General features: G+C 68.1%; 17 protein-coding genes. 1 reads left to right on the top strand and 16 read right to left on the bottom strand.

Going from position 1 to position 18,362, the window contains the following annotated elements:
• Positions 1-23: 23 nt before the first annotated feature.
• Genes IPP91_09390 through IPP91_09345 form a run of 10 tightly spaced genes read right to left on the bottom strand, consistent with a single transcriptional unit; the run spans position 24 to position 11,048 of the window.
• Positions 24-1,205 carry an acyltransferase gene (locus IPP91_09390; protein ID MBL0142282.1) on the bottom strand — a complete coding sequence of 394 codons (1,182 nt, stop codon included), beginning with the start codon at positions 1,203-1,205 and terminating at the stop codon, positions 24-26.
• Complete coding sequence (locus tag IPP91_09385; protein MBL0142281.1) at positions 1,195-3,798, bottom strand: EAL domain-containing protein; 2,604 nt, start codon at positions 3,796-3,798, stop codon at positions 1,195-1,197. Before IPP91_09385 ends, IPP91_09390 begins: the two co-directional genes overlap by 11 nt.
• A gap of 8 nt (positions 3,799-3,806) precedes the next feature.
• Positions 3,807-4,574 carry an exodeoxyribonuclease III gene (gene xth / locus IPP91_09380; protein MBL0142280.1) on the bottom strand — a complete coding sequence of 256 codons (768 nt, stop codon included), beginning with the start codon at positions 4,572-4,574 and terminating at the stop codon, positions 3,807-3,809.
• 43 nt (positions 4,575-4,617) lie between these two features.
• Positions 4,618-5,199, bottom strand: a complete 582-nt coding sequence (locus IPP91_09375) for a glutaredoxin family protein (protein ID MBL0142279.1) — start codon at positions 5,197-5,199, stop codon at positions 4,618-4,620.
• A gap of 11 nt (positions 5,200-5,210) precedes the next feature.
• A complete protein-coding gene (locus IPP91_09370) occupies positions 5,211-7,244 on the bottom strand; it encodes a M3 family metallopeptidase (protein MBL0142278.1) in 2,034 nt (677 codons plus the stop codon).
• A gap of 30 nt (positions 7,245-7,274) precedes the next feature.
• Positions 7,275-8,555: a dihydroorotase gene (locus tag IPP91_09365; protein ID MBL0142277.1), complete on the bottom strand. Its 1,281-nt coding sequence runs from the start codon at positions 8,553-8,555 to the stop codon at positions 7,275-7,277.
• A gap of 22 nt (positions 8,556-8,577) precedes the next feature.
• Positions 8,578-9,531: an aspartate carbamoyltransferase catalytic subunit gene (locus IPP91_09360; protein ID MBL0142276.1), complete on the bottom strand. Its 954-nt coding sequence runs from the start codon at positions 9,529-9,531 to the stop codon at positions 8,578-8,580.
• Positions 9,528-10,031: a bifunctional pyr operon transcriptional regulator/uracil phosphoribosyltransferase PyrR gene (pyrR, locus tag IPP91_09355; GenBank protein ID MBL0142275.1), complete on the bottom strand. Its 504-nt coding sequence runs from the start codon at positions 10,029-10,031 to the stop codon at positions 9,528-9,530. Before pyrR ends, IPP91_09360 begins: the two co-directional genes overlap by 4 nt.
• The gene (gene ruvX / locus IPP91_09350; protein MBL0142274.1) at positions 10,012-10,491 is read right to left on the bottom strand and encodes a Holliday junction resolvase RuvX; all 480 of its coding nucleotides are present in this window, start codon (positions 10,489-10,491) and stop codon (positions 10,012-10,014) included. The genes pyrR and ruvX overlap by 20 nt, the downstream gene beginning before the upstream one ends.
• Positions 10,491-11,048, bottom strand: a complete 558-nt coding sequence (locus tag IPP91_09345; GenBank protein MBL0142273.1) for a YqgE/AlgH family protein — start codon at positions 11,046-11,048, stop codon at positions 10,491-10,493. Before IPP91_09345 ends, ruvX begins: the two co-directional genes overlap by 1 nt.
• Positions 11,049-11,115: 67 nt before the next feature.
• Here IPP91_09345 and IPP91_09340 point away from each other — a divergent pair, with 67 nt between their 5' ends.
• Complete coding sequence (locus tag IPP91_09340) at positions 11,116-12,558, top strand: deoxyribodipyrimidine photo-lyase (protein ID MBL0142272.1); 1,443 nt, start codon at positions 11,116-11,118, stop codon at positions 12,556-12,558.
• 17 nt (positions 12,559-12,575) lie between these two features.
• Here the strand turns inward: IPP91_09340 and IPP91_09335 are convergent, their stop codons facing one another.
• The 6 genes from IPP91_09335 to IPP91_09310 all read right to left on the bottom strand — a co-directional run bounded on the left by IPP91_09335 (position 12,576) and on the right by IPP91_09310 (position 18,354).
• Entirely contained in the window at positions 12,576-13,409 is an 834-nt protein-coding gene (locus tag IPP91_09335) for an energy transducer TonB (GenBank protein MBL0142271.1), read from the bottom strand.
• A gap of 138 nt (positions 13,410-13,547) precedes the next feature.
• Positions 13,548-15,383 (bottom strand): RNB domain-containing ribonuclease, encoded by a 1,836-nt coding sequence (locus IPP91_09330; GenBank protein ID MBL0142270.1) that lies wholly within the window; start codon positions 15,381-15,383, stop codon positions 13,548-13,550.
• 5 nt (positions 15,384-15,388) lie between these two features.
• Positions 15,389-15,994 carry an esterase gene (locus tag IPP91_09325; GenBank protein MBL0142269.1) on the bottom strand — a complete coding sequence of 202 codons (606 nt, stop codon included), beginning with the start codon at positions 15,992-15,994 and terminating at the stop codon, positions 15,389-15,391.
• A 7-nt stretch (positions 15,995-16,001) separates the two neighbouring features.
• Positions 16,002-16,847, bottom strand: coding sequence for a PhzF family phenazine biosynthesis protein (locus IPP91_09320; protein ID MBL0142268.1), 846 nt, complete (start codon positions 16,845-16,847; stop codon positions 16,002-16,004).
• A complete protein-coding gene (gene mpl, locus IPP91_09315; GenBank protein ID MBL0142267.1) occupies positions 16,847-18,208 on the bottom strand; it encodes a UDP-N-acetylmuramate:L-alanyl-gamma-D-glutamyl-meso-diaminopimelate ligase in 1,362 nt (453 codons plus the stop codon). The genes IPP91_09320 and mpl overlap by 1 nt, the downstream gene beginning before the upstream one ends.
• Complete coding sequence (locus IPP91_09310) at positions 18,208-18,354, bottom strand: hypothetical protein (GenBank protein MBL0142266.1); 147 nt, start codon at positions 18,352-18,354, stop codon at positions 18,208-18,210. Before IPP91_09310 ends, mpl begins: the two co-directional genes overlap by 1 nt.
• Positions 18,355-18,362: the final 8 nt, after the last annotated feature.

Below are 18,362 nucleotides of genomic sequence, written 5' to 3'. Positions count from 1 at the left end.
CCAGCACCGTGGCGGCACAACGGTCAACCGCGCTGCGCCTTCGCTCCGGCGCCCTTCAGGAACGGACGCTCGACCCCGTAGTAGGAACATGCGCTGGCGACGATGACCGGGGGAGCCACCAGCAGCGAAAATCTCCACAGTTCCATTCCCGACATCTCCAGGAAGCCGGCTGCCCAGATGGCGATCGGGAAGTGCCACAGATAGATGCTATAGCTGATCGTGCCCAGGAACAGTGCGATCCGGTTCTCGAAGACGAGCCGGGTCGACGGACTGGAAATCACGATCGAAAGCACGATGCATGCGATGAATGCGGCCGTGATCGTGTGCCAGACGAAAAGCGCCCAATGTCCGGACCAGTACGCGCCATGGATCCGGTCGATGAAGTACATCATCGCGACCACGCCGCAGAGCCCGATCGCGAACAACGCCGTGGAGTGCCAGGCACGGGTGCCCGCGATCCCGGGCGCGCGGACGGACCTGGCAAGGCGATATCCGGCGGCCGTCCCCGACCCGATCATGAACTGGTCCAGGGTGCCCGGTATCTGGCTCGTCGCCCAGGCGATCGTGTTCACGGCACTGCCCTCATAGGCGCGAAAGACCACGTACCGGTAGGCCCATGTGGTCGCGATGAGTCCCATCACCAGCACCGCAAGCCGAACCCACGCCGTTCTCGCCTCCCGCGCTTCCCCTGCCGCAAGGTACCTCGCAATCGCCGGCAGGCAGAGGTAGAAGGCGAATTCGATCGGCAGGGTCCAGTAGACCGGATTGATGGCGAAGCTCGCCTTTTCCGAAAGGTTCTGGAGCATCGGGACGTGCAGAGGCAGGTATCCCGACCACGCCGGTGCCCCCCCGCGAGCGATGACCGCCACTGCAAAGAGGATCGCCAGCTGGACCCAGTAGGCGGGAAAGACCCGCAGGACGCGCGCACGAAAATAGCTGCCCATCAGGGCCTCGCGCCCCGTGACGCCCCAGCGCTCCAGGAGATGCGTCGTGAGCAGGAACCCGGAGAGCACGAAGAAGAGATCGACGCCGACCCAACCGATCGTCACGAGCGGCGTGACATCGAGGGACATGCCCGGCACCGCAACGGACAGCCGCGTCGGGCCGACGATGGAAATGAAGTGAAAGAGCATCACCCACAAGGCGGCGTATGCACGCAAGCCGGTCAACCCCGCGCAGTACAGGCGCGGCGACCTATCGGACATACCGGCGCTCGAACTCGGCAGGCGGCAGGGCGGGGCTGGCGTAGTAGCCCTGGAACTCGTCGCACCCCAGGGCCTTCAGGCTCTCGAACTGCGCGTGCGTCTCGACCCCCTCGGCAATCACGAGGAGCTTCAGCGAGTGGGCCATCGCGATGATGGCGCGCACGATTGCCTCGTCGTTCGCGTCGAGCCCGATGTCGCGGACGAACGAGCTGTCGATCTTGATCGCGTCAACGGGCAGAGTCTTGAGGTAGGACAGCGACGAGTAGCCCGTGCCGAAATCGTCTATCGAGATGCCCACCCCGAAATCGCCCAGGCGGTTGAGGAGCGCCGCCTTTTCCGCCAGGTTCTGCATGAGGATGCTCTCTGTAAGCTCCAGCTCCAGTGTCGAGGGATCGATGTCCGCATTGCGCACGGCGCGGCCGACCGCGCCGAACAGGCGATCGCCGTCGGCCACCTGGCCCACCGACAGGTTCACCGAGAACCTGAACTCCTTCCCGAGCACGCGCTGCCAGGTGCGTGCCTGCCGGCAGGCGCTCTCCAGGACCCACTCGCCGATGGGAACGATGAGGCCCGAGTCCTCCGCGACGTCGATGAATTTCGATGGGGCGAGGAGCCCGCGGCGCGGGTGCGACCAGCGCACCAGCGCCTCCATCCCGGTGAGGGCGCCGTCGGACATGCGGATGCGCGGCTGGTAGTGCAGCAGCAGCTCGTTGCGGCGCAACGCCAGCCGCAGGTAATTCTCGATCGACAGACGCTCCTGCGCACGCACGTTCATCTCCGAGGAGAAGAACTGGTAGTTGTTGCGACCCTTCTCCTTGGCGTAGTACATGGCGACGTCGGCGTGCTTCATGAGCGTGGCGCTGTCCTTGCCGTCGAACGGGTAGAGGCTGATGCCGATGGAGCATGAAGTGTTGAGGTGCTGGCTGCCGATGAGCATGGGCGAGCCCATGGCGGAGATCATCTTGTCGGCCACCTGCTGGGCGCCCTCGTCATCGGTGTCGCGCAGGTTCTCGAGAATGACCGCGAACTCGTCGCCCCCCAACCGCGCCACGGTGTCGGAAGCGCGCACGCACGCCATCAGGCGAGCGGCCACCCGCTTAAGGAGTTCGTCGCCCACGTCGTGCCCGAGGGAGTCGTTGATCGTCTTGAACCGGTCGAGGTCGATGAACATGAACGCGAAGCCGGTCCTGTGCCGTGCCGCATTCACGATGCCCTGCTCCAGGCGATCGTGCAGCAGGACCCGGTTGGGAAGCCCCGTCAGCGGGTCTCGGGTGGCCAGGTATTCGGCGCGCTCCTCTGCCTCCTTGCGTTTCGTCACGTTGGTCGAGGTTCCGGTCATGCGCAACGCCCGGCCCGTGTCGTCGCGCTGCGTGACCTTGCCGCGCGAGTAGATCCAGATCCACTCGCCCGAAGCGTGACGGACGCGGTACTCGCATTCGAACTCCTCGCTCACGCCCTGCACCGCGTTGGCCACCGCGGCCTCGTGGAGGTTCGCGTCCTCCGGATGGTTCCAGGATCGAACCTCGTCCCACCCGACCGTGGTTTCGCGCAAGGGCGCGCCCACCAGCGCCGCCCATCCCTCGTTGAAGTACACGCGGTTCGACCGGAGGTCCCAGTCCCACAGGGCGAGGCTGGAACCGGTGAGCGCAAGGTCGAGGCGCTCCTTGGCGCGCAGCGTCTGCTCCTCGGCGCGCTTCCTTTCCGAGATGTCGCGGCCGAACCCCATCACGTAAGTCTCTCCGGCAACGCGCAGGGCCTTGCCGGTGAAGACGTACGGCCTGCTCGCACCGGCCTTGTCCATCATCCGGGCTTCGATGGACATCTCGCGCCCCTCGTCGAGGATCCGGCAGATGGCCCTCTCGACGGCCGCACGATCCACCGGCGCGATGAGGTCGAGCGGGCGCATCGCCGCGATTTCGAGGCCGGTGTATCCGGTGGCCGCCTGCATGCGCGCATTCCAGCGCAGCATCTCGCCGCCCCGCGAGAAGAGGAAGAACGCCCCGGGCAGGCTCTGGATCACGGCGTCGGAGAATTCCCGCTCCCGGGCGAGCTGTTCCTGCGCTTCTTCCACCCGTGCCCCGGCGGCCGCGACGTCGGCTTCGGGCGCGGGCGAACTCCGCGCCTCTAGGCGGGCGACCGCGAGAGCGGCGAGGTTTTCGAGCGCCGTGCGTTCGGCGGGCTCGAGCCGGCGCGGCATGCGGTCGGCAACCGTGAGCGTGCCCATGGCGTGCCCGTCCGGCGTCACCAGCGGGACCGCGCACAGGAAGCGCATGCGCGGCTCCCCGGCCACGAGCGGGTGCGCGCGATGTTCCGTGGCCGACATGTCCTCGATCTCGACCGTGGCCACCGGCATCTCGCCCCGGAAGAAGATCCGGCGCGCGCCCGCGAGTTCGGTGAACGCGATGCCCACGCCCGACTTGACCCATTCACGCGCTCCGTCGTGGAACGCAAGCCAGGCCATCGGGACGTGCGCGGCCTCCTGCGCGCGCCGCGCGAGGTCGTCGAAGGCGGGCTCGGGGGTCGTATCGAGGATGCGGTAGCGGGCGAGGCGCGCCTTGCGCTCTTCCTCACGGGCCGAAGGTTGCGTCGCCACGGGTGGGCTCAGGCCCCGATCTCGCAGAGGACCGGTGCGTGGTCCGAGGGGCGCTCGAGCTTTCTCGGCTCGAGGTCGATCGTGCAGGACCGGCACCGGGAGGCGAGCGCGGAAGAAAGAAGCACATGGTCGATCCTCAGGCCCATGTTGCGCCGGAAGGCGGCCATCCGGTAATCCCACCAGCTGAACGACTTCTCGGGCTGCTCGAAGAGCCGGAACGCGTCGGTCAAGCCCAGTGCGATGAGGGCGCGCAACGCTTCCCGCTCCGCGTCGCTCACGAGCACCTGCCCCCGCCATGCCTGCGGATCGTGCACGTCACGATCCTCCGGGGCGACGTTGTAGTCTCCCAGCACCGCCATCTGCCGTCCCGCCGCCAGCTCGCCATGGAGCCAGCCCGCCAGGGCCGCGAACCAGCGCAGCTTGTAGTCGTACTTGTCGGAGTCGACGCTCTGCCCGTTGGGGCAATACACGCTCACCACGCGAACCTCCCCCACGTCGGCGGCGATCACCCGCTTCTGGAGGTCGGCGAAACCGGGAATGCCGCGCGAGACGTTGGCCGGCTCCTCGCGCGCAAGAATCGCAACGCCGTTGTACGTCTTCTGCCCGTCATGTACCCAGCGATAGCCGGCGGCCTCGATTGCCGCGGCGGGAAACGCGGCATCCTCGCATTTCGTTTCCTGCAGGCACATCGCGTCCGGCGAATGCCGCGCAAGGAACTCCACGAGGTGCGGCAAGCGCACCTTGAGCGAATTCACGTTCCAGGTGGCAAGCTTCACGGCCGGTCGTCCTTCCCGGGGGGCCGGCGCTGGGTGGCGCGCGCTACTTCGGCGCGGCGGCCGCGTCCGGCGCGGGCGGAGGCGCGGCGGCTGGCACGGCCTTCACCGGGGCCGCAGGCGGGCGAGGAGGCACCTGCCCTGGCAGTGCAGTGCGCGGGTAGCCGGCACCATCGAGCGCCGAATGCCAGGCACCTTCCTCGTACCCCTTCACCTTGCTCGCACCCACCACGAGGACCGGAACCTCGATGGCGCCCACCAGTTTCTTCAGCGCTTCCGCGTCCTCGGCATTGGCCTGCGCGTCGCGCTCGCCGAATGGAATCCCGCGCTTGACGAGCAGGTCGCGCCCCTGCTTGCAGGGGTCTCCGCAATCGGCGCCCGAGTACATCGTGACGGGCGACTTCTTCATTGCGATCTGGGTGGCATAGGGGAGCTGGGACGATTCCGCGTAGCCCCCGCCCACCCGCTTCTGGGTCAGGCTCTTCGCGGGCTCCGGTGGCGGCGTGTCGGAGTAATGAACCTTGCCGTCCTTGTCGACCCAGCGAAAAACGTTGGCTTGCGCGGCGGCCAGCGCCGAAAAGACCATCGCCACGGCGAATAATGCGGGAAGTCGGTATCGGGCGGGCATCGGTTCCTCCGTCAAGCGGTCGCGGTCATCCCATTATGCCGCAGGAGGGCTTCGATCCGGGGTTTGCGGCCGCGAAAGGCGACGAAGGACTCGAGGGCCGGCCGGCTTCCACCCACGCCCAGCACTTCGTCGCGGAAGCGCGCGCCGGTCGCCGGATTGAGGACGCCTTCTTCCTCGAAGGCGCCGAAGGCGTCCGCCGAAAGCACCTCGGCCCACTTGTAGCTGTAGTACCCCGCCGCGTAGCCGCCCCCGAAGATGTGCGAAAACTGGTTCGGGAAGCGGTTCCATTCCGGCGGGCGAACGACCGCGACCCGGTCGCGCACGCGCCCGAGCATCGCGAGAACGGTGTCGCTCGAACGGTCGAAATCGTGGTGCAGGTGCATGTCGAACAGGGCGAACTCGACCTGGCGCACGAACTGCATGCCGCTCTGGAAGTTCTTCGCGGCCACCATCTTGTCGAAAAGTCCGCGGGGGAGCGCTTCCCCCGTCTCGCCATGGCGGGCCATGTGCGAGACCACGTCCCATTCCCAGCAGAAGTTCTCCATGAACTGCGAGGGAAGCTCGACCGCGTCCCACTCGACGCCCGCGATGCCCGAGACGCCCAGTTCGTCCACGCGGGTGAGCAGCTGGTGAAGGCCGTGGCCGAACTCGTGGAAGAGCGTGATCACCTCGTTGTGGGTGAAGAATGCCGGGCGCCCTCCCACGGGGGCCGAGAAGTTGCAGGTGAGGAAGGCGACCGGCGTCTGGAAGCCGGCGGCAAGTCGCCTCCGGTTTCTCGCGTCGGCCATCCACGCGCCTCCGCGCTTCGCGTCGCGGGCGTAGAGGTCGAGATAGAACTGGCCCACGAGCGCACCGTTCGCATCCACGATGGCGTAGAACTTCACGTCCGGGTGCCACGATGCGGCCCGGGACGGCATTACCCGCACGCCGTAGAGCGACTCGATCACGCGGAACAGGCCGCTCAGCACCGCATCCTCGGGAAAATAGCGTTTCACCTCGTTGTCGGAAAATGCATAGCGCTTCTGGCGCAGCCGCTCGCTCACCCACGCGACGTCCCAGGCCCGCACCTCGGCGAGGTTCAGCTCCGTGCGCGCGAATTCCACGATTTCGGCCATGTCCGTTTGCGCGAACGGCTTCGCCCTCGCCGCAAGGTCCTCGAGGAACGCGATGACTTCCGGCGGCGACTGCGCCATCTTCGTGGCGAGCGACACCTGCGCGAAGGTGGCGTACCCCAGGAGCCCGGCGACCTGCGCGCGCTTCTCCAGGATGCCCGCGATGAGGGGCGAGTTGTCCCATTCGGGCTTGCCGAGCTCGGAGGCACGCGTCACGAACCCGCGGTACATCTGCTCGCGAAGCGCAGGGTAGTCCGCGTACTGCATGACCGGCAGGTAGCACGGCATGTGCAGCGTGAGCTTCCACCCCTCGCGGCCTTCCTTCGAAGCTGCGTGCCTTGCCGTCTCCAGGACGTCGTCGGGAATGCCGGACAGGTGTGCGGGATCGGAGACGATGACGCTGAAGTCCCTGGTGGCATCGAGGATGTTCTCCTGGAAGCGCGAAGAAAGCGCGGCCAACTCCTCCTGCAGTTGCTTGAACCGCGCCTTCCCCGCCGCGGGGAGTTCGGCGCCACCGAGCCGGAAATCGCGCAGTTCGTTTTCCACGAGGCGGCGCCTCGCGGGAGCGAGCCCGGGATATCCCGGGGAGGCGGCAAGCGCCTTGTAACGGTCAAAGAGCCGCAGGTCCTGCGCCTGTCCGGTCAAGAACTGCGTCACCGCCGGCAGCGCCGCGTTATAGGCTTCGCGCAGCGCAGGCGAGTTGACCACGGCGTTCAGGTGGGAGACCTGCCCCCAGGCCCGCGCGAGGCGCTCGTTCGCGCTCTCGAGGGGCTCGACGAAACCGTCCCACGTCGGCTCGCCGTCCGCCGTGGCGAGGACTTCGATCGTGGCGCGGGCTTCGGCGACCAGCGTGTCTATCGCGGGAACCACGTGTGACGGCAGGACCTCGTCGAAGCGCGGAAGAGCCGAAAAGTTGAGCAGCGGGTTCTCCATGGAATCCGTTTCGACAGTCAGGAAGGGGGCTCAGGCGGCGTATACGATGCGGCCGCCGACGATCGTCGTCGTCACGCGACCGGCGAGCTCCAGGCCCAGGAAGGGGGAGTTGCGCCCCTGGCTCGCGAGCGCGGCGGTCGACACGATCCAGGGGCGTTCCGGGTCGAAGAGGCACACGTCCGCGGCGCTTCCCGCGACCAGCGACCCGGCCTCGATGCCCAGCACGGCAGCGGGCCGCGACGTGACCGCGGCGAGTGTGGCCGCGAGCGGCAGCTTCATCTTCGCGCCCCACTCAAGGACCAGGGGCAGGAGGAGCTCGAGTCCGGTGGCGCCCGGCTCCGCCTCCCCGAATGGCACCTGCTTCGCATCGTCATCGACGGGCGTGTGGTCGGAGCAAACAGCGTCGATGATTCCGTCGGCGAGCGCGCGGCGCAGGGCATCGCGGTCGCGCGGACTCCGCAGTGGCGGCACGAGGTTCATGTTGGCGTTGAAGTCGCCCGCGTCGCGGTCGCACAGGTGCAGGTGGTGGATGCCCACGTCGCAGGTGACGGCGAGGCCGCGCGCCTTGGCGGCGGCGACCAGGGCCACGCCCCGGGCCGTGGAAAGCCGCGCGAGGTGCACCCGCGCGCCCGTGGTCTCGGCCAGCTCCAGGATCGCGTGCAGCGCCACCGTCTCCGCGACCTCCGGGATGGCGGGCAGCCCCAGGCGCGTGCTCACCTCGCCTTCGTGCGCGACGCCGCCATGCGCCAGGTGCGAGTCCTGCGGGCGCAGCCAGACCGCGTGGCCGAAGGTGGCCGCGTAACGCATCGCCTGCAGCAGCACGTTCAAGTCCGTCAACGGCTTGTCGGCCTGGAAGAACCCGATGCAGCCGGCCTCCGCGAGCTCGCCCATTTCGGCGATCTTCTGGCCCTTGAGCCCCAGCGTGAGCGCGCCGAGCGGGTAGACGCGCGCCTGCCTGAGGCTCTCGGCGCGGCGCTTGAGCATCTCGACCAGCCCCGGCTCGTCGAGCGGCGGATCGGTGTCCGGCGGGCAGGCGAGCGAGGTCACCCCGCCCGCGACCGCCGCCTGCATTTCCGATTCCAGCGTAGCTCGGTACTCGAAGCCCGGCTCGCGCAGTCGCGCCGAGAGGTCCACGAGGCCGGGACAAGCGACGAGGCCCTTCGCGTCGATCGTGCGGTCGGGACGGAACCCGTCCGGCGCGGAACCGATGGCCGCGATGCGTCCGTCGGCGATGAACAGCGGAACGGTTTCGTCACGGCCGGTGGCCGGATCGATGACGCGAGCGTTGCGGATGTCGATTCTGAGGTTCATGTCGGCCCGTTCCTCGACCATGTCATGCGTTCCCGGCGAGTATCGCCATGACGGCCATGCGCACGGCGATGCCGAAGGTGACCTGCGGCATGATCACGCTGTGGGTGCCGTCGGCCACGCCGGAGTCGATCTCGACGCCGCGGTTGAGCGGGCCGGGGTGCATCACGATCGCATCGGGCCTGGCGCGCGCGAGCCTCTCCGGCGTGAGTCCGTACGCCTTGTGGAATTCGCCGGCTGACGGCAGCAGCGGGCCGCTCATGCGCTCGTTCTGCAGCCGCAGTGTGATGATCACGTCGCAGTCGCGAAGCCCCTCGGCCAGGTCGTGGAAGACACGCACGCCCAGGCGCTCGATGTCCACGGGAAGGAGCGTCTTCGGCCCGATCACGCGTACCTCGGGCACGCCCAGGGTCTTGAGCGCGTGTATCTCGGAGCGCGCCACGCGCGAGTGCAGCACGTCGCCCACGATCGCGACCACGAGACGCGTGAAATCCTTCTTGTAGTGGCGGATCGTGTACATGTCGAGCAGCCCCTGCGTGGGGTGCGCGTGCCGGCCGTCGCCCGCGTTCACCACGTGCACGCCGGGCTTCACATGGCGCGCAATGAGGTGCGGTGCCCCCGCCTCGGCGTGGCGGACCACGAACATGTCCGCGTCCATCGCCTGCAGGTTCCAGATCGTGTCGAGGAGCGTTTCGCCCTTGGCCGTGGAGGAGGCGCCGATGTTCAGGTTGATCACGTCGGCCGACAGTCGCTTCGCCGCGATCTCGAAGGTGGTGCGCGTTCGGGTGGAGTTCTCGAAGAAGACGTTGAAGATCGACTTGCCGCGCAGGAGCGGGACTTTTTTCACCTCGCGCTCGTTCACGCTCACGAACTGCGAAGCGGTGTCGAGGATGTGCCGGATCATCTGCGCCGACAATCCCTCGGTGGTGAGCAGGTGGATCAGGCGCCCCTGCGAATCGACCTGGGGGTTCGGGTTCATTCGGGTCTTCTCACGGCAGCGAGCCGCAGCTTGCCGCCCTCGTTGGTGAGAACCAGGTCCTCGCCGGCATCCACCGCGACGACTTCCCCGGTGAAGTCGGCGCAAAGTGGCAGTTCACGTCCGCCCCGGTCGGCGAGTACGGCCACGCGCACGCTTCGCGGCCGGCCGAAGTCCCACAGCTCGTTCAGCGCGGCGCGCAGGGTGCGGCCCGTGTGCAGCACGTCGTCCACGAGGATGATGTCGCGGCCCTCGACCTCGAAAGGCAGGTGGCTGCGCCTCGCCTCCCGATGCAAGCCGATGCGGCCGAAGTCGTCGCGGTGCAGGGTCACCGCCAGGAGCCCGAGCGGCGTCTTCAATTCGAGCGCCCGGTGCAGGCGCTCAGCGACCCAGGCGCCACCGGTATAGATGCCGACGATGCCCGTTTCCGGTCCCATCGATGGTTTCATCCGGCTGGCGAGCGCCGCAAGCAGGTGCTCGGGATCAGGCAGGGGCGCGGCCATTTGCCCCCTTCGCATCTTGTCTGTTCATGTTGTCCAGGTAGCTTTGCAGGATCAGGGTGGCGGCATGGGCATCGAGGTCGCCCTTCGTCTTCGCGCGGCCACCCGCCTCGCGAAGACGCGCCCCGGCCTCGGCCGAGGTGAGAGTTTCGTCCACGAACGCCACGGGCAGGCCGAAGCGCGCGTTGAGGCGCCGGGCGAACTTGCCCGCCAGCCGGGCCACCTCGTGCTCGCCGCCGTCCTCGTGGTGCGGCAGCCCGACGACGAAACCGGCGGGATGCCACTCGGCGACCAGGCGCCCGATGGCGGCAAAGCGGGGCTCGACGGCTTCCTCCGCGATGGCTCCGATGGGGTGCGCCAGGCTCGTCCCGGTCTCGCCCACGGCAACACCCAGGCGCTTTTCCCCGAAGTCGAAGCCGAGGAGCGTCCCGGAAAGGGCCGGCCTTTGCCCGGCAGCGGCGATCACGCGTGTCCCGCCACTTCGGAGAGGTTCAGGCTCGTGATGCCCAGGGCGCCCAGCGCCGCGTCATAGCGCGCCTCGGGGGGCATGCGGTAGATCACGTCCAGGTCCGCGTTCACGGACAGCCAGCCGTTGCGCTGGATCTCGTCCTCGAGCTGCCCGGCCGCCCAGCCTGCGTAACCCAGGGCCACGAGGCGCTCGCGCGGGCCCTCGCCGCGGGCCATCGCCTCGAGGATGTCGCGCGAGGTCGTGAGCCCGGCATCACCCACCGGCAGGGTGGAGCGCCATTCGCCCACAGGACGGTGCAGGACGAATCCGTGCTCGACCTGGACGGGCCCGCCGAAGAATACCGGCTGCGAGGCAAGGAGCTCGTTGTCCAGCTCGATCTCGACCTGGCGGAACAGGGTGCCCAGCGTCACGTCGGTGGGGCGGTTGACCACGAGTCCCAGGGCGCCGCGCTCGTTGTGCTCGCAGATGAAGGTGAGGCTCCGGGAAAAATTCGGGTCCACCATGCCGGGCATGGCTATCAGGAAGTGGCCCGTGAGATTGATCGTTTGCATTTGCCACCGGCCCCATATTCTAATTCGAACGCCCCCCGGCCGCCATCGGCAGGCGGACTTCAGGTCCATGCCGCCCCCCAAGACCTCCTACGACAGCTCCCTTTTCTGGTTCCGACGCGACCTGCGGGACGAGGACAACGCGGGCCTGCACTACGCGCTCGCTTCCTCGCGCCGGGTGTACTGCGTCTTCGTCTTCGACCGCGAAATCCTGGACGCGTTGCCTTCCCGGCAGGACCGACGCGTCGAGTTCATCCACGACTGCGTCGGCGAGCTGCGCGCGGCCCTGCGTGCCCGGGGCGGTGAGCTCATCGCGATTCACGGCCGGTCGCGGGAGGAGATTCCGGCGCTCGCCTCCCGGCTCGGCGTGACGGCGGTGTTCGCCAATGAGGACTACGAGCCAGCCGCCGTTTCGCGCGACGCGGCGGTGGAACAGGCGCTCGCCGCGGCGGGCCGCCGCCTTCACCTCGCCAAGGACCACGCCATCTTCGCCAGGGACGAGGTCCTCACGCAGGCCGGCGGGCACTTCGCCGTTTTCACGCCCTACAAGCGCGCCTGGCTCGTCAAGGTCGACGACTTCTATCTCAAGGCCTACCCGGTCGCCCGATACGCACCTCGCCTCGCCAGGCCGCGGTTCACAACCATTCCCCCGACGCTCGGCAAGATGGGGTTCGAGCCGTCACCGGGCACCGACGACTTCGCGCCCCCGGGAATGTCGGGGGCGAGGCGCCTCTTCGCCGATTTCGAGGCGCGCATGTCGCACTATGCCTCGGCACGCGACTTCCCCGCAGTACAAGGCGTCTCCCGCCTCTCGGTGCACAACCGGTTCGGGACGATATCGATCCGCCAGCTCGCCCGCGCCGCGCGGCAGGCACCGGGCGACGGAGCCGCGACCTGGCTCTCGGAGCTCATCTGGCGGGATTTCTATTTCCAGATCCTCTGGCACCACCCGCACGCGGCCACCGGCGCCTACCGCCGGGAGTACGACGCCATCCACTGGCCGGGCACCGAAGAGCACCACGCCGCGTGGTGCGAAGCCCGCACCGGCTTCCCGATCGTGGACGCGGCGATGCGCCAGATCAACGCCACGGGCTGGATGCATAACCGGCTGCGCATGATCGTAGCCTCCTTCCTCGTGAAGGACCTGCTCCTCGACTGGCGGCGCGGCGAGAAATACTTCGCCGACCACCTCATCGACTTCGACCTCGCCGCCAACAACGGGGGATGGCAATGGGCCGCCTCCACCGGATGCGACGCCCAGCCGTACTTCCGCATCTTCAACCCGGTATCGCAATCGGAACGGTTCGACCCGGAAGGCAGATTCATCCGGCGCTTCCTTCCCGAACTCGCGCACGTCCCCGGCCGGTTCATCCATGCGCCGTGGACGATGGGGCTGTTCGAGCAGCAGGCCTGTGGGTGCGTGATCGGGCGCGACTATCCCGCACCGATCGTCGACCATGCCGCGCAACGGGTGCGGGCGCTGGCCCTCTTCAAGGCGGCGCGCTCGCCGTAGCGGGAGGGGTGCGGGGGCTACTCCGCCGACAACTGGTCGGCGCGGGTGAAAGTCCAGGTCCGGGTGATGTAGAGGATGTCCGTGTCCGTCCGGATGGCGTCTGGAAAGCGGTCGAAAGGAGCGGCGAGCCGCACGATGCGGATGGCGGCCTGGTCGAGCACCTTGTGGCCCGACGAGCGGTTGATCTCGACCGACTCCACCGCGCCATCGGTCTTCAGGCCCACCGTGAGCTGCAGCGACCCGTAGAGCTTCCTCTGGCGCGCCTCGCCGGGATAGTTGAGGTTGCCCACGCGCTCGATCTTGCGCCGCCAGTTGTCGACGTACATCGCGAAGCGGTACTCGGATGCGCGCGCCCCCACGAACTTCTTGCGGGGACGTTCCTGGTAGGCCTGGAAATCGCGCCGGATCTGGGCTTCCAGCCGCTGGATCTCAAGGCTCTTCTCGATGAGGTCCTGCGCAGTCTTGTCGGACTTCTCGCTCTTCTCGGCAACGGGGTCGGGCGGCGCGACAGCGGCCTGCGATTTCATCCGCGTCATGAGCTCATTGGCCTCGCGCTCCAGCTGCTGCACGCGGGTCTGCGCCTCCTTGAGTTCCGGCGCGCTCTCGCGGCTTTCCATGACGGGGAAAGGACTGGAGGCGCGGCGCTTCTCGTCGGTGTTGCCGCCACCGTCCAGGTTCGCCTGCGCCAGCGCGTCGGCCTTTTCAGGCTTGGTGGCCGATTTCGCGTTGACCAGAACCACGTCCATGACATTGTGCGGGGCGTCCAAACCCCGGGGATCGAGCACCTTGAATCCCAGCCCCACGATCGCGAATGCGTGGAAGGCCACGGAAGCCACGAGGGCAGCCTGCATGGAGACGACGAGCCCGGAACCGCTCCAGCAGGTAGTCGGAAAAGTGGACGATCGCGTCGGGGGGAGACTGCCTCAGTTGCATCGGCCGGCGCGCGGTCGCTCGATCGGGCGGAACATGAGCGCGGATGATAGCAGCGCCTACCCCGCGCCGGGCTTGCCCGCGTAGCGGCAGGGAAGGTTCACCTCCCAGGGATCCGGCTCGCCAAAGGTCACGCGGATGCGCTCGCCCGCGGCCGAAGGCGGCAGCCCGCTGACGCGGCAGACGAGCGGGACTCCCTCCAGCCGCACCAGTTCGTCGCGGATGATGGTGGCCTCGGCGCCCTCCAGGCCCTCCTGGGCGATCCAGCGAAGGCACCAGTAGCGCTCGAGGTGGCGCTGGTGCTCGGCATAGGCCTCGTAGGCGGCCTCGAACTCCCGCGCGGCCGCGCCGAGGTCCTCCCGGGAATACGGCGGCGGCTCCCCACGCAGGAGCGCGGCGAGCTGGCGCTGGTTCGCCAGGTCGGTGAAGCGCCGCAGCGGCGAGGTGGACCAAGCGTAATGCGTGACGCCGAGCCACTCGTGCGCGCCGGGTTCGACCTCCATGCGCGTCTTGATGCCCTTCTGGTTGCGGTAGATCGCGGGGATGCCCGCGTCGGCGAGCAACCGGCCCCACGTGGCGTTCACATGGATCATGAGCTCGGACACCAGCGTATCGACGGGTGTTCCGCGCCGGCGCGGCTCGATCGCCACGCGCCCGCCTTCGACGCGGAAGGTGTAGTCGAGCCTTTCACTTTTCTCCTCGCCGGCGCCTCGCGCCGCGCGCAGCTTCCTCGCGAACCGCCACAGCAGCAGGAGGTCCTCGCCATGCGCGCCCTCGACCCTTCCGGCGGCCAGCGACTCCTCGTTCAGGCGCCTGTCCAGTTCGGCGATGCGCAGGTTGGAGGCGATCGCCACGCGCTCCAGCCTCGACACGGAGCCCGTGACCTCGAGCGTGTCGGGATCCACGTCGAGGTACAGCGAGGCAGCGGGCACCTCGCACCCTTCCCCGAGCGTGGCCTCGGCGATGGCTGCGTCAGGAAGCATCGTGATCTTGTCGCCCGGGAAGTAGACGGTCGAGAACCGTTCGCGAGCCAGGGACTCGAGGGCATGGTCACAGCCGAAGAAAAGCGCGGGCGCGGCGATATGCACGCCGATGCGAAGCTTCCCGTCCGGCAGCCGCTGCACCGAAAAGGCATCGTCGATCTCGGTGGTCTCGTGGTCGTCGATCGAGAAAGCAGGCGCAGCGGCAACGGGGAGCCCGTGGGGCGCCACGACGGGCGGCACTTCAGGAAAACCGAGACCTTTCGGGAAGTACTCGAAGGCGAACCGGCGCAGGAAGTAATCCTCCGGCCCGGCAAGCGTGCCGATCTTCGCGAGCAGCTTCTGCGGCGCGAGCCCCGCTTCGGTGGCTGCCTGGTCGAGGGCGCGCCATTCCAGCGACATCTTGTCCGGCTTGAAGAGTAGCGGGTCGAGCTTCGCGGCGAGTTCCGGCGGCACGGTGCCCGCCACGAGCGACGCCGCCCACGCGTCCACCTGCTCCTGCTGGCGGCGCTTCCTCTCCACGCCAGCCAGCGCCGCCTTGAGGTTTTCCTCGGGCGCGGCCTGATAGCGGCCCTTGCCCCGCCGATAGAAGTACATCGGGCTCGCGTGCAGGGCGAGCACCATGGCCGCAGCCTCCATCGGCGCGGGCGCGTGGCCGTAATAGTCCTGCGCGAGCTGCGCGAAGCCGAACTCGTCCCTGCCGCACACCTCCCACAGGAATTGCGGGTCGAGCGCGTCCGCGCGTGATTGCGCCTCGGGGACGAAGGTGGAAAGCGACTGGCCGTCGAAGCGCAGCAGGACGGCGCTTGCCTTCACCTTCGAGCGCTTGCCGTGCGCGGCCTCGACCTGGAACGCGGACCCTGCTTCCGAAAGGACTGTGCCGACGCGAAACGCGCCATCCTCCTCGAAGAGCATCTGCCTCATGGCGCAGCCCTTGCAGGCGTGGCCGGACCCGATTCGCGCGCCCAGGCGACGATGTCGGGCACGAACTCGGCAAAGCTCGCGAACGAATGATCGCCGCCCTGCACCACCGTCTGGAAGGCCCCCGCGTAGTACGCGACCGCCTCGCGATAGTCGAGCACCTCGTCGGCGGTCTCGACGAGCAGCCAGTACCGCTCCGGGCGCGTGATGGCCGGCGGGTCGATCGCGGACAATTCCTTCACGTGCGCCCCGGTGAGGTCGAACCGCTCGCCGGTATGGAGATTGCGTTGCGGCCCGAGGTAGCGACCGAAGTGACTCTGGGGATGCACCGCGGGGTTGATCGCCAGGGCGCGGCATCCCGTCCGTTCCGCAGCCACCGTCGCATAGAACCCGCCCAGCGAGCTGCCGACGAGGACCAGGTCCGCGGGATTCGTTCCGGCGCACTGCTCCAGGACCTGCGACATGGCCTGCGCCGGGCGATGGTGGAGCGCCGGCACCCGATACCCGATGTCGGGAGCCTGGCTGCGCAGGTAGTCGCCCAGCATCACGGCCTTTTTCGAAGCAGGCGAGCTGATGAAGCCGTGCAGGTAGACGAGGGTCTTCAAGAGGTTCCTAGAGGTCGAGCGTGCCGCGAGCCAGTTCGATCACGTCGCCGCCGACGCTCACCTTGCCCGAGGTCACGGCGAGGAACAGCCGGGACGGGCGTTGCACCTCGTCGCCCTGAGAGACGACGCGCGTGATTTCATCGCCCGGGCGGGTCGCGCAGAACCAGCCGCCGAGGTTGGCGCAGGCCGACCCCGTGGCTGGGTCCTCGATGATTGCAGGGCCACGCGGGAAGAAGAAGCGCGAAACCACCGTTGCCTGCGCGTCGCCTGCATCGGCGAAGACGCAGGCCATGCTGTGGCCATCCTCGCTCCTGAGGCGCGAGAACACGTCAGCGTGGGGACAGGCGCGCCGAACCGCGTCCGGGGAAGTGACGGGAACCATGAGCTGCTCCTTGCCCGTGTTCACCCAGAGGGGTCTTTGCGCCATGTCGCCTTCGGCCAGCCCGAGAATTCCGGCGAGCTGCGCGGGCGACTCGCCCACCTCGCGCCAGCGCGGCGGGTTGGCGAAAAGGGTCCAGCGATCACCCGATGCGGCAACCGGGATGATCCCGGCCTTCATCTCCAGGGTGAGCGAATCGCCGGCGCACCGAAGCGAGCGAACCACGTGCGCCGTGCCCAGGGTCGGGTGGCCGGCAAAGGGCATTTCATAGGCGGGCGTGAAGATGCGCACGCGCGCCGTGGCGTTTTCCGAGGGCAGGATGAACGTGGTTTCCGAGAGGTTGAACTGGCGCGCCAGGGCCTGCATCGCCTCCTCCTCCAGTCCCCCACCATCCTCGAAGACGCACAGGGGATTGCCCGTGAGGACGCCGCCGCGCGTGAAGACATTCACGATCCGGTAGGCGCGCGATCCCATCAGCGGCCCGCCTTCGCGGCGAGGAGGGCGAGGAGCCTTGCGTGCACCGCGCCGAAACCGCCATTGGACATGACGAGAACGTGGTCGCCCGGCCGCAGCACGTGGCCCAGGGCCTCCACCATCGGGTCGAGTTCGGAATAGATGACGGCGCGCGAGGACAGCGGCGCCAGCGCCTTCTCCGGGTCCCACCCCAGATGGCTCGCATAGCAGTAGATCAGGTCGGCGCCTTCCAGGCTTTTCGCCAGGCGCGACTGCATGGTGCCCAGCTTCATCGTGTTGGACCGCGGCTCGAAGACGGCCACGATGCGGCCTCGCCCCACGCGCTTCCTCAACCCGGCGATGGTGGTCTCGAACGCCGTCGGATGGTGCGCGAAGTCGTCGTAGACGGTGACGCCGCTCACCGTGCCGCGAATCTCCATGCGCCGCTTCACGCCCTGGAAGCGCGACAGGGCATCCATGCCCGTGGCGAGCGGCACGCCCGCGTGCCGGGCCGCCGCCAGGGCGGCCAGTGCATTCATGCGGCTGTGCTCGCCCGCCTCGTCCCATTTCACGATGCCCTGCGCAGCGCCGTTCAATACGACCTCGAACGAATCGTCGGGACTCACCATCCCCACGCTCCACATCTGCCCGGGCCCGAAGCGCTCCACGCTCGTCCAGCAGCCGCGACCGAGCACGCGATTGATCGAGGCCTCGGCGCCGTTGGCCACCACCAGCCCGTTGGCCGGGACGATGCGCACGAGGTGGTGAAACTGGGTCTCGATCGCGGCCAGGTCCGGGAAGATGTCGGCGTGGTCGAACTCCAGGTTGTTCAGGACCGCGGTGCGCGGACGGTACCAGACGAACTTCGAGCGCTTGTCGAAGAAGGCGGTGTCGTACTCGTCGGCCTCGATCACGAAGAACGGCGAATCCGTGAGGAGCGCGGAGACGTGGAAGTTCCTCGGCACGCCGCCGATGAGGAAGCCCGGATTCAGCCCCGCATTGGCGAGGATCCAGGCAAGCATCGCCGAGGTGGTGGTCTTGCCGTGCGTGCCGGCGACCGCCAGCACCCACTTGCCGGGCAGCACGTGGTCGGCGAGCCATTGCGGCCCGGAGACGTACGGCAGGCCGCGATTGAGCAGCTCCTCGATCACGGGTTTGCCGCGGGTCATCGCGTTGCCCACAACGTAGAGGTCGGCCGGGCAACGGTCGAGCTGCTCTGCGTCGTAGCCCTCGTGCAGGGCGATGCCGAGATCGCGCAATTGCTCGCTCATGGGCGGATAGACCTGCGCGTCGCAGCCCGTGACTTCGTGGCCGGCCTCGCGGGCGATCTTGGCCAGGCCGCCCATGAAGGTGCCGCAGATACCGAGGATGTGGAGGCGCATCAGCCCTGGCACATGAAGGTCACGGCGCCCACGAGACACAGGACCGCCCGGAGGTGCTTCAGGTGCCCGTACCACGCGGGCGCCGTGAAGAGGTTCGAGGCCGCGGGCATCGTGGCGGTAAGCGCAAGCGTCTGCAGGGAGGTCATGGGGATCG

The sequence above is a fragment of the Betaproteobacteria bacterium genome (assembly GCA_016720855.1).
Lineage (GTDB): Bacteria > Pseudomonadota > Gammaproteobacteria > Burkholderiales > Usitatibacteraceae > FEB-7.
This window is presented reverse-complemented; position numbering and strand designations above follow the sequence as displayed.

What these genes read in the sequence shown, in the direction of transcription:
- IPP91_09370 (MBL0142278.1), bottom strand. Translation starts at nt 7,244, where the DNA reads ATGGAGAACCCGCTGCTCAACTTTTCGGCTCTTCCGCGCTTCGACGAG.
- mpl (MBL0142267.1), bottom strand. Translation starts at nt 18,208, where the DNA reads ATGCGCCTCCACATCCTCGGTATCTGCGGCACCTTCATGGGCGGCCTG.
- IPP91_09340 (MBL0142272.1), top strand. Translation starts at nt 11,116, where the DNA reads ATGCCGCCCCCCAAGACCTCCTACGACAGCTCCCTTTTCTGGTTCCGA.
- IPP91_09360 (MBL0142276.1), bottom strand. Translation starts at nt 9,531, where the DNA reads ATGAACCCGAACCCCCAGGTCGATTCGCAGGGGCGCCTGATCCACCTG.
- pyrR (MBL0142275.1), bottom strand. Translation starts at nt 10,031, where the DNA reads ATGGCCGCGCCCCTGCCTGATCCCGAGCACCTGCTTGCGGCGCTCGCC.
- IPP91_09330 (MBL0142270.1), bottom strand. Translation starts at nt 15,383, where the DNA reads ATGCTCTTCGAGGAGGATGGCGCGTTTCGCGTCGGCACAGTCCTTTCG.
- IPP91_09390 (MBL0142282.1), bottom strand. Translation starts at nt 1,205, where the DNA reads ATGTCCGATAGGTCGCCGCGCCTGTACTGCGCGGGGTTGACCGGCTTG.
- IPP91_09310 (MBL0142266.1), bottom strand. Translation starts at nt 18,354, where the DNA reads ATGACCTCCCTGCAGACGCTTGCGCTTACCGCCACGATGCCCGCGGCC.
- IPP91_09320 (MBL0142268.1), bottom strand. Translation starts at nt 16,847, where the DNA reads ATGGGATCGCGCGCCTACCGGATCGTGAATGTCTTCACGCGCGGCGGC.
- IPP91_09365 (MBL0142277.1), bottom strand. Translation starts at nt 8,555, where the DNA reads ATGAACCTCAGAATCGACATCCGCAACGCTCGCGTCATCGATCCGGCC.
- IPP91_09345 (MBL0142273.1), bottom strand. Translation starts at nt 11,048, where the DNA reads ATGCAAACGATCAATCTCACGGGCCACTTCCTGATAGCCATGCCCGGC.
- IPP91_09375 (MBL0142279.1), bottom strand. Translation starts at nt 5,199, where the DNA reads ATGCCCGCCCGATACCGACTTCCCGCATTATTCGCCGTGGCGATGGTC.
- IPP91_09335 (MBL0142271.1), bottom strand. Translation starts at nt 13,409, where the DNA reads ATGCAGGCTGCCCTCGTGGCTTCCGTGGCCTTCCACGCATTCGCGATC.